General features: G+C 46.6%; 1 rRNA gene. It reads right to left on the bottom strand.

What is annotated here, in order from left to right:
* Positions 1-1,461 (bottom strand): 23S ribosomal RNA (locus tag BM266_RS16885); the annotation flags it as partial.
* Positions 1,462-1,643 lie beyond the last annotated feature (182 nt).

Genomic DNA, 1,643 nt, shown 5'->3' with positions numbered 1-1,643 from the left:
TTCGCCTCCGTCCGCTTTAACGTGGGGCAAGTACAGAAATATTAATCTGTTGTCCATCGACTACCCCCTTCGGGTTCGCCTTAGGTCCCGACTAACCCCCAGCTGATTAGCATAGCTGGGGAAACCTTAGTCTTTCGGTGTGCGGGTTTCTCGCCCGCATTATCGTTACTTATGCCTACATTTTCTTTTGTAACCACTCCAGCATACCTCGCAGTACACCTTCATCGTTGTTACAATGCTCCCCTACCACTTACAACTCTTGTTGTAAATCCATAGCTTCGGTAATATGTTTATGCCCGATTATTATCCATGCCGGACCGCTCGACTAGTGAGCTGTTACGCACTCTTTAAATGAATGGCTGCTTCCAAGCCAACATCCTAGCTGTCTGGGCAGTCCAACCGCGTTTCTTCAACTTAACATATATTTGGGGACCTTAGCTGATGGTCTGGGTTCTTTCCCTCTCGGACACGGACCTTAGCACCCATGCCCTCACTGATATAAAACATTTTATAGCATTCGGAGTTTGTCAGGAATTGGTAGGCGGTGAAGCCCCCGCATCCAATCAGTAGCTCTACCTCTATAAAACTATCATATCGCTGCACCTAAATGCATTTCGGGGAGTACGAGCTATTTCCGAGTTTGATTGGCCTTTCACCCCTACCCTCAGGTCATCCCAAGACTTTTCAACGTCAACGGGTTCGGTCCTCCACTATGTGTTACCACAGCTTCAACCTGCCCAAGGGTAGATCACACGGTTTCGCGTCTACCATTACCAACTTTAAGCGCCCTGTTCAGACTCGCTTTCGCTACGGCTCCATGACTGAATCACTTAACCTTGCTGGAAACGGTAACTCGTAGGCTCATTATGCAAAAGGCACGCCGTCACCCCCGAAAGGGCTCCGACCGCTTGTAAGCGTATGGTTTCAGGATCTATTTCACTCCCTTGTTCAGGGTTCTTTTCACCTTTCCCTCACGGTACTGGTTCACTATCGGTCTCTCAGGAGTATTTAGCCTTGGCGGATGGTCCCGCCGGATTCATACAGGGTTTCTCGTGCCCCGCACTACTCAGGATACCACTATCATTGTATCTGTTACCTATACCGGGCTGTCACCGTCTATGGCTCCTCTTTCCAAAGGATTCTAATTCCATTTACAACAAATATTGTGGTCCTACAACCCCATACAGTCCGTAAACTATATGGTTTGGGCTAATGCACGTTCGCTCGCCGCTACTAGCGCAATCACTATTGTTTTCTCTTCCTCCGGGTACTTAGATGTTTCAGTTCCCCGGGTTTGCCCTCCTTACGGAGTACTTAACCTTCAGTTAAGTGGGTTGCCCCATTCGGATACCTGCGGATCAACCTGTATGTGCCAGTCCCCGCAGCTTTTCGCAGCTTATCACGTCCTTCTTCGCCTCTGAGAGCCTAGGCATTCCCCATACGCCCTTATCTAGCTTGTATGCTTCTTGCTTATGCTCGAATTATCTCGTGACCTATAATATAAATCACAATGTATTCTATTAATATAATTAATTTACCTCGTTATAAAATTTAACTTCTATAACTGTAGTTTTCTCGTATTCTTTGTTTCTCAATATGTCAATGAACGTTTTTCCTCTTAAGCAACTTAAATTCAATGGCAA

The organism is Salegentibacter flavus (assembly GCF_900115145.1).
In the GTDB taxonomy this organism is placed as follows: Bacteria; Bacteroidota; Bacteroidia; order Flavobacteriales; family Flavobacteriaceae; genus Salegentibacter; species Salegentibacter flavus.
This window is presented reverse-complemented; position numbering and strand designations above follow the sequence as displayed.